8 protein-coding genes are annotated in these 8,863 nt (G+C 65.5%); 6 read left to right on the plus strand and 2 right to left on the minus strand.

The features are described from left to right. Positions 1 to 211 precede the first annotated feature (211 nt). The 5 genes from AC3AYF_RS01725 (at position 212) to AC3AYF_RS01745 (ending at position 5,403) form a co-directional block, all read left to right on the plus strand. Positions 212 to 952, plus strand: a complete 741-nt coding sequence (locus tag AC3AYF_RS01725; protein ID WP_295035337.1) for a D-apionate lactonase family protein — start codon at positions 212 to 214, stop codon at positions 950 to 952. Continuing rightward, the gene (locus tag AC3AYF_RS01730; RefSeq protein WP_295035335.1) at positions 949 to 2,148 is read left to right on the plus strand and encodes a D-apionate lactonase family protein; all 1,200 of its coding nucleotides are present in this window, start codon (positions 949 to 951) and stop codon (positions 2,146 to 2,148) included. Before AC3AYF_RS01725 ends, AC3AYF_RS01730 begins: the two co-directional genes overlap by 4 nt. 184 nt (positions 2,149 to 2,332) lie before the next feature. Next, complete coding sequence (locus tag AC3AYF_RS01735; protein ID WP_295035333.1) at positions 2,333 to 3,688, plus strand: MFS transporter; 1,356 nt, start codon at positions 2,333 to 2,335, stop codon at positions 3,686 to 3,688. 33 nt (positions 3,689 to 3,721) lie between these two features. Then, positions 3,722 to 4,522 (plus strand): sugar phosphate isomerase/epimerase family protein, encoded by an 801-nt coding sequence (locus tag AC3AYF_RS01740; RefSeq protein WP_295035331.1) that lies wholly within the window; start codon positions 3,722 to 3,724, stop codon positions 4,520 to 4,522. Continuing rightward, positions 4,519 to 5,403: a phosphogluconate dehydrogenase C-terminal domain-containing protein gene (locus tag AC3AYF_RS01745; RefSeq protein ID WP_487779333.1), complete on the plus strand. Its 885-nt coding sequence runs from the start codon at positions 4,519 to 4,521 to the stop codon at positions 5,401 to 5,403. Before AC3AYF_RS01740 ends, AC3AYF_RS01745 begins: the two co-directional genes overlap by 4 nt. Before the next feature lie 9 nt (positions 5,404 to 5,412). Here AC3AYF_RS01745 and AC3AYF_RS01750 read toward each other — a convergent pair whose 3' ends face one another. Beyond that, the gene (locus tag AC3AYF_RS01750; protein WP_295035327.1) at positions 5,413 to 6,300 is read right to left on the minus strand and encodes an oxygenase MpaB family protein; all 888 of its coding nucleotides are present in this window, start codon (positions 6,298 to 6,300) and stop codon (positions 5,413 to 5,415) included. A gap of 15 nt (positions 6,301 to 6,315) precedes the next feature. Further along, the gene (locus AC3AYF_RS01755) at positions 6,316 to 7,422 is read right to left on the minus strand and encodes an Lnb N-terminal periplasmic domain-containing protein (RefSeq protein ID WP_295035325.1); all 1,107 of its coding nucleotides are present in this window, start codon (positions 7,420 to 7,422) and stop codon (positions 6,316 to 6,318) included. Between the two features lie 208 nt (positions 7,423 to 7,630). Between AC3AYF_RS01755 and AC3AYF_RS01760 the strand changes: the two genes are divergently transcribed. Next, a partial coding sequence (locus AC3AYF_RS01760; protein ID WP_295035416.1) for a YccS/YhfK family putative transporter occupies positions 7,631 to 8,863 on the plus strand: 1,233 nt, incomplete at its 3' end.

Here is an 8,863-nt window from a genome sequence, read left to right on the forward strand (position 1 = left end):
GTTGTTCATGGTCCGTCCCGGGCCCGGCTCGCCCGGAACGGATGGCGTAACGGCATTAAACCGATGCATGGAGGTCATGTCATCATACCAAAGGTCGAATGGCGCCCAGCGTCAGAACCGCCATCATCGGTTCGAGACCCGTGCCAGAAAGGGGTGTCCCGGGGGCGCTTCAGCGGACTTATTGACGGCATCGACGAGAGAAGGAGAGCACATGGGGACGGACGGCCCGGGCTTGATTCGGCAATACGGCACGGCGACGCCGGAGCCGGCGCCGTGCCATATCCAGTTGGGAGCGTTGTCGTTCGCCTGGCAGTCGGGCGCCCTGCGTTGGCTCCGTATCGGCGATATCGAAATCGTGAGGGGGATCGCTGCGGTGCTGCGTGACCCGCAGTGGGGCACCCATACGCCGATCGTCGATGACGAACGGATCGAAGTGGCGCATCGCCATGCCAGCCTGGCACAGGATTTTCATCTATCGACCGACGGTCCTGATGCCGCCGGTGAGTCGTTGCTGCGTGGACAGTTGCGGATCGAGGCGACCGAGCATCGGGTCACGGTGGACCTTGCCCTCGAAGTCCTCATCGATTTCACCACGGCGCGCAGCGGCGTGAGCATGCTGCTGCCGCTGGCGGGTGTCGTCGGCGGTGAAATTCAGGTGCTGCATACGGATGGTCAGCGGGAGACCACGCGGCTGCCCCGCCTGATCAGCCCCTCGCAGCCGCTGTTCGATATTCGGCAACTACAGCTTTCACCAACGCTCGATGTCACGGTGAAGATCGATTTCGAGGGCGATGTGTTCGAAATGGAAGATCAGCGCAACTGGTCGGATGCCTCATTCAAGATCTACAACCGGCCGCTGGCCTGGCCGACGCCCTATGTGCTCGGGGCGGGGGACCGGGTCGTGCAGCGGGTGGTCGTCTCTGCGGTCGACAGCGGGAGAACGCCCGGATGAGAACCGACGTCCACACGCTCCGGCTCGGCGGCCCGGCCTCGACGCCACTGCCGTCCGTCGGCTGCGGTCTATGGCTGGATCGCATCAATGGTCTCGGCCGGCTGGCACGGCAGCTCGATGCCGTCATGCCACGGCATCTGGATGCGCTGCTCGATCTGCGCAGCTCCCGGGCGCTCGAGAATCTGCCCGGCTTGATGGACAGCGCGGCCGAGCGTGACATTCCGGTATGGCTCTACGTAATCTGCGATGATCACGATCCGACAGGTTCGCTCTCGATGCTGGCACGGCGGCTGGAGGGGTTGCCTGGCACCCCGGCCGGGATGCTGGTGACCCCGGCGGCGTACCTCAAGAGCTACCAGCCGGATGGCGTCTGGCCTTCGGGCACATCGCCGGGGCAGGCACGAATGGCGGCGCGTGTACTGTGGCCGGAACTGGCGCTGGGCGGCGGCGTGCCGACCTACTTCACCGAGCTCAACCGCTGTCGCCCCGACCCTTCATCGATCGACTTCATCACCCATGCCGTCTCGCCCATCGTCCACGCCGCGGACGACCGCTCGGTGATGGAAACCCTGCAGAGCGTGCCGGATATCGTCGCTTCCTGCCGGGCCCTGGCGCCGACGACGCCTTACCGGATTACCACCACCGCCATCGGTGCCTGGACCAATCCGTATGGCGAGTGTCTCACGCCCAACGACGGCAGCCAGCGCGTGACCCTGAGTGACGACGACCCGCGCCAGCGCGGGCTGTTCGCTGCGGCCTGGGGCGTCGGTTTCATGGCCCGCGTGGCCTATGCCGGGGTCGATGCCGCCACGCTGTCATCCCTCGGCCCGCCGTTCGATATCGGCGCTGAGTCTCTCCATCCCGTGGGCCACGCGATCGCTGGCCTGTGCCGGGCAGCGGGGCAACCGCTGCGGCAACTGAAACTCGACGGTGCCGAGCTGGCGGCGCTGGCCTGGCAGACCGAACTCCCCGCCGTTATCGAGGTGTGGATCGCCAACCTGAGCGCGGACGCCGTGCCGCTGTACATCGAGGGCGTCGACCTGCTCGAACTGTCGCGACTCGCTGCGGTGGGTGATGGGTTTCAGCCGGCCCCAAGCGTGGAGGCGCGTCTGCGCGCCGGTGAGACCGATCGGCTCAAGGGATTCGAGATTCTCAGACTCCGCGTGCAGAACCCCGGGTCGGGTCCGGACTGCTAGCGGCTTCATACCTTCCTCGATGGAGACTTGCCGATGACCGCGGCAATGCCCGGTCTACGACGTTTGCCGTATTGCCGTAGTGGTATGATGACCTGATGATCGTATGACTATTGCCGCGATATGGCCGACATCGACGGGCCATGCCGTGGTCACTGACAACGCTTTTGCGGGAGTGGGAGCGATCATGGAACACGCGGCAGTTTCATCGGTGGAAACGTCCGCCATTCGCAAGGTGGCATGGCGCCTGGTGCCCTTCGTGGCCCTGATGTTCTTCATCAACTATCTGGATCGGACGGCGATCTCCTTTGCCGCCCCCAACGGCATGAACGCCGATCTGGCCCTGAGTGCCGCGCAGTTCGGTTTTGCCTCGGGCATCTTTTTCGTCGGCTACATCCTGCTGGAGGTACCCAGCAACCTGGCCCTGCATCGCTTCGGCGCGCGCAAGTGGCTGGCCCGGATCATGGTCAGTTGGGGCATCGTGGCGCTACTGTTCACCTGGGTGGATAGCGCGGGCGGTCTCTATTTCCTGCGGTTCATGCTGGGCGTGGCCGAAGCGGGTTTCTTCCCCGGCGCGATCCTGTTTCTGAGCCTGTGGGTCCCGGCACGCTATCGCAGCCGGATCCTGGCGCTGTTCTATCTGGCCCAACCGTTGACCACCGTTATCGGTGCGCCGCTGGCGGCTTTGCTGATTCAACACGATGGCGCGTTCTTCGGTCTGGCGGGCTGGCGTTTCATGTTCTTCGGCGTGGCCATTCCGGCCATCCTGCTGGGTATCGTCGCCTGGTTCTATCTGGTCGATCGCCCGGCCGATGCGCGCTGGCTGACGGCCGAGGAGAAGACGTGGTTGACCACCGAGCTCGAGCGGGAGTCCCGTCAGAAGCTTGGCGCCAATCAAGAGAAGAAAGGGCTCAAGCAGGCGTTCTCCAGCGGCCGGGTATGGGCGCTCTGCGGGATCTACTTCGGTTTCATCTACGGTCTGTATGCGCTCGCCTTCTTCCTGCCGACGATCATCGGCGGTTTCGAGGCGCAGTTCGGGACCCATTTCGGCCTGATGCAGAAAGGCCTGATTACCGCCGTACCCTATCTGCCGGCCGCGATCGTGCTCTATTTCTGGTCTCGCGACGCCACGCGGCGCGGGGTGCGCAGCTGGCATATCGCGTTGCCGGCCTTCACCGGCGCGCTGAGTGTGCCGTTGGCGCTCTACATGGAGTCGCCCGCCGCGACGATCGCCATGATCACCATCACGGCGTGCTCGATCTTCGCCGCGCTGCCCAATTTCTGGACGTTGCCGACTCGCTTTCTCGATGGCGCCGCAGCCGCGGCGGGTGTGGCGCTGATCAACACCATCGGCAATATCGCCGGATTCTCGTCGGGGTATCTGACCGGCGCGCTCCATGATCTGAGCGGTGGCTATACCGTGCCGATGTTCGTGGTCGGCGGGTTCATGGCAATGGCTGGGATAATGATGCTGATCATCAGCCGTGAGCCCGCCACGCCCAGCCGTCGCGCGACCCCCCACAACGCCACCGCCGGACACTGACGATGGCTCTCTGCAACCGATACCGGAGCAACCATGCGGATTGGACTGAGTACCTACGCCTTTTTCTGGCGCGGATCGGACCGGGTCGAGGACCCGATGTCGCTGGAAGCGATGCTCGAGGAGACGGCGGCGCTCGACGGTGACGTGTTCCAGATCTGCGACTATCCGGCGATCGAGGCTTTCGGCGCGGCACGCCTGAATCAGCTGCGTGCACAGGCCGAGCGTCTCGGCATCCAGCTGGAACTCGGCACCAAGGGCGTGGCGCCCGACCCTCTCGGTCGCTATCTGGATATCGCCGAGCGGCTGGGCGTATCGCTACTGCGCAGCATGTTGTATCGCGACGAGGATCGGCCCACCACCGAAGTCGCGATCCAGCGGCTGGAGGCGATCCTGCCGCGATTGCGACGACACAACGTCACCCTGGCGCTGGAAACCTACGAGCAGGTCACCGTCGATGAGCTAATGACCGTCGTCGAATCGCTCGATGACTCGCACCTCGGCATCTGTCTCGACCCGGCCAACTGCGTCGCCGCGCTGGAAATGCCGCTGACGGTCGTCGAGCGCACCGCCCCGCGGGTCGTCAACCTGCACGTCAAGGATTTCCACTTCACTCGCGCTCCCGGTTGGGTCGGCTTCCAGCTTGCCGGCTGTCCGCTGGGAGAGGGGCAATTGCCGTTCGACGCCATGATGCGGCACGTCGATCCGGTATCACGCGGTATTTCCCAGGTCATCGAGCACTGGCTGCCCTGGCAGTCGGATGCGACGACGACCTGCCGCCTGGAGTCCGAGTGGACCCGGCGCAACCTGGAGTTTCTAAGGAGCTATACACCATGACACAGACAGGTCGATCGATCGCGCTGGTCGGGGCCGGGGGCAAGATGGGCATGCGCATCTCGGCCAACCTGGCGCGCAGCGATTTCCACGTTCACTACTGCGAAAACGCCACCGAGGGCCAGCAGCGCGTGCGCGATGCCGGGCGCGAATTGTCGTCCATCGATGACGTCATCGCCGACTGCGATCTGCTGATTCTGGCGGTGCCGGACATCGTGCTGGGCAAGGTTTCCGAGAAGCTGGTGCCACAGATGAAGGCTGGCGCAACCCTTTTGACGCTGGATCCGGCCGCGGCCTACGCCAACCTGCTGTTCCAGCGCGAAGATATTCACTACGCCGTGGCGCATCCCTGCCATCCGTCGGTTTTCCTCGAACGCTACACCCAGGAGGAGCACGCCGATGCGTTCGGCGGCGTGGCGGCCACTCAGTCCGTCGCGGCGGCGTTCGAGAGCGGCAGCGACGCCGAAAGGGCGGCGCTGGAGGCGGTGATCCGCGTGATGTACGCCCCGGTCGATGATGTCCACTGGATTACCGTCACCCAGCTGGCCTATCTCGAGCCGACGCTGGTGGAGACCGTCACCTGCATGCTCGGCACCTTCATGAAGGAGGCGCTGGACGAGACCGTCGCGCGCACCGGCGTACCGCAGAAGGCTGCAGAGGCCATGCTCTACGGCCATATCCAGATCGCGCTGGCGGTGGCGTTTCGCAGCACCAATCCGTTCTCGGACGCCTGCATGATCGCGATCGACTACGGTCGCGAGAATATCCTGCGCGACGACTGGAAGAAGATTTTCGAGCAGTCGGAGCTCGACAAGGTCATCGCGCGGATGCTGAAGATCGACCGCGTGCGTCGCGACGAGTCGGTACCGCCGGCCAGCGCCTGATTCGGCTCCTCACCGCCGCTGAGCCTGCTCCCGGACCTGCATCCGCTCCAGGGCCCGTCGATAGGAACCGTTGCGCACCGCCCAGCGCATCACCGGGGCGATGGCGAGGATGCCGCCGCGAACGGCGCGGCGCTCGAGCGTCGACATCTCGAGGCTGAGCAGTGTCGCCGCCCAGGGCGGCAGCAGGTCGATGCCGGCGCGCATGAACAGCGCCCCGGCGGGTCGTATGATCGGGCTGGGCGGCACTGCGTGCAGCAGCACGTCGATCACGTCGCGGGTCCGTGTGTCGCAGACAAGGTGGCGTCGCTGGTGTTCCAGGTAGGCGTCTATCGCCGCGCGCGATCGCGGAACCTGGCGCGCGCCCAGCGCTTCGGAGACGCGTGCGGTCTCATCGAAGTAGCGATCCTGATCGGCGAGGCTGAGCCGGGGATTGCGATAGCGCATGTGGGCGGCCAGGAAGCGGCTCATCTCGGCCACGTGGACCCACACCAGCAGGTCGGGATCGTTGGCGGCATAGGGCGTACCGTCGGCCGCGTGACCGCTGACGCCGTCGTGGACCCGGCGCACCCGCTCGAGGATGCGCTCGGCGTCATCGCGGGAGCCGAAGGTGGTGACGGCGATGAACTGGCTGGTACGGCGCAGCCGGCCGATCATGTCCTGGCGGAAGTTGGAGTGATCCCAGATGCCGGCCAGCGCCAGCGGGTGCAGCATCTGCAGCAGCAGCGCGCTGACGCCGCCGCACATCATCGGCGTGAACTCGCCGTGGACTTTCCACGCCACGGTATCCGGCCCGAACAGGCCGGGATCGCCCTTGGGCTGGGTGTAGTCGACCCCACCCAGCGTGCGGCCGGTCAGATGGTGGATGCGATTTTCGATGGCGTCGCGCAGGGAGGTCATGGCATTGAGTCCCGCTCAGGGCGATGACGCGTGAAGGATCTCGCCATCGGCGGCGGGGACGCCGTCGCGGATGGCGCGGGAAAAGGCCTCGCTCCCCGCAGTGTAGGGGATCTCCCGGGCGCGCGGATTGATATGGCCTCGGCTGCGCAGGAATTCGAGCGGGTGGCTCCTGTCCAGCCCACCGATATCGTAGACGTACTCCGGCAGGTAGCCGGAAAGAATCAGCCGGATATCCCTGGGAAGACCGGAGACGATCCTGTCGACCATGTCGAACACGATGGTGGTGCAGTTGCTGGTCAGGGTGTTGTAGAACTCAGGCGTCCGGCGCAGTCGCTCGGCCTCGTCCAGGTAGGCGAGGAACAGTTCGCGCCGCGCTTGCGGCGATAGCCCGACCCGGTAGAGATAGACCTCCTCGCCTCTGACGTTGCTGCGCAGACGCAGGATATCGTTCTCGTCGGCGGCGATCAGGTTGAGCTCGAACTGCTTGAAGAAGCCGCCGCTGATCGAGAACGCCTCGTTGCGCTCACGCCGGATCTCCACCGAAAACGTCAGATGTCGGCCGTCGGTGAAGCCGAACGTGACCAGGGTGTGGGCGATCGCCGGGCCCATCCAGTAGGAGACCACCATGTCCACCGCGTCGAGCTGCGACAGATCGTACTCGCGGGTCTCCCAGCGCGGTGTCGCGGTATCCGGCGTCTGCCACTCGAAATCGCGCACGTTGTGAAGCGTGACCCGGTCGCCGTCACGTTCGACCGAGAGCTGGCGTGCCACGTCCGGCGCCCAGTCGCGATCGTTGCGGGGTTCGAGACTCTGCCACCAGCTCACCAGGACGACCAGTGCCAGCGTGAACGTCAGCCGGATCGCCAGGGCCACGCGCGCTCTGCGCGATTGACGAGGCGAACCCCGGCGGACCCGCCAGGGCGCGATCAACGCCGCCGCGCCGATCAGTACCCATACGGCAATGACGACGACGACGAGCGGGCGCGGCCCCGGCAGCTCGAAATGCAGCGCCAGCGCGCCCCAGCCGATCACGCCCAGCATCACCACGCCACGCAGCAGCTGACCCACGAACCCCAGCGCTCGTATCACGCCGGTGCGATGCGAATTCCTGGTCGATCCCACGCCTTGCCTCTGTCGTCCGGTAAATCCCGATCATGCCCAACTCCAGGATGGGGATAAAGCGGGAAGCCGTTGCGGCCGATAGGGAAAGCGGCGTTATACTAAAGTCTAGTCATGTGGCGGCTTCTCTGACCGTTGCGGGCTTCGGTGGCTGTTACCGTCACCATCGGCGCGCTATCGTGACGCACGACCCCTTTGCGGAGAGACCGAGATTTCCGATTCGTTTTCCCACTCCCTGCGCCAGCTGTGGACGCTCGACAAGTTCGCCTACAGTTTCCGGGTGTTCCTGGCGTTCAGCGGCGCCATCGCGCTGAGCTGGTCTCAGGACCAGATCGCGCTCGCGATTCCGCTGTTTCTCGGCATCATCGCCAGCGCCCTCTCCGAGACCGACGACAACTGGGAGGGCCGCGTCCGCGCCCTGCTGGTCACGCTGATCTGCTTTCTGGTCGCCTCGAGCTCGGTGGAACTGCTGTTTCCGTGGCCGTGGCTGTTCGCCCCCGGACTGGCGCTGTCGGCGTTTATCTTCATCATGCTCGGTGCCATCGAGCAACGTTATGCCACCATCGCCTCGGCGACGCTGATCCTGTCGGTCTACTCGATGATCAACATCGAGCAGCACGGCGGCACCACCGATGGCGATTTCTGGCACCAGCCGCTGCTGCTGGTCGGTGGCGCGGCCTGGTACGGCGCGATCTCGGTCGTCTGGTGCGCGCTGTTCTCGCGCCAGCCGGTCAAGCAGAGCATGGCGCAGCTCTACCGGGAGCTGGGTGAATACCTGATCATCAAGGCGACCCTGTTCGAACCGCTGCGCGGGGTCGACGTGGAGAGTCGGCGCGTCGCGCTGGCGCGCCAGAACGGCCGCGTGGTGACCGCGCTCAACCAGGCCAAGGAGATGATCTTCCGCCGGCTGGAGGGCCAGCGCGGCAGTCGCAAGCTCAATCGCTACCTGCGCCTCTACTTCATCGCCCAGGACATTCACGAGCGGGTCAGCGCCTCGCACTACCCCTACTCGGCGCTGGCGGAGGCGTTCTTCCATCACGATGTGCTGTTCCGCTGCCAGCGGCTGCTCGACCAGCAGGGCCGCGCCTGCAAGCGTCTGGCCAAGGCGCTGCTGCTGCGCCAGCCGTTCGACCACGGCCAGAGCGAGCAGGCGCTGGAAGACCTGCGCGCCTCGATCGTCTACCTGCGCGCCCAGCGCAATCCGGCATGGACGCCGTTGCTGCGCTCGCTGCAGGCGCTGGGCCGCAACCTGGCGACGCTGGAGGACCAGCTCTCCAGCGCCCACAACCCGGATGCGGTGGCCGACCAGAAGGACGCCAGCCTGTTCAACCGTTCGCCGCGCAGCTTCAAGGACGCCTGGGAGCGCATTCGGCTCAACCTGACGCCGGGTTCGCCGACCTTCCGCCACGCGCTGCGGCTGTCGACCGCGCTGCTGGTAGGGTAC

It is taken from the genome of Salinicola sp. (assembly GCF_982684285.1).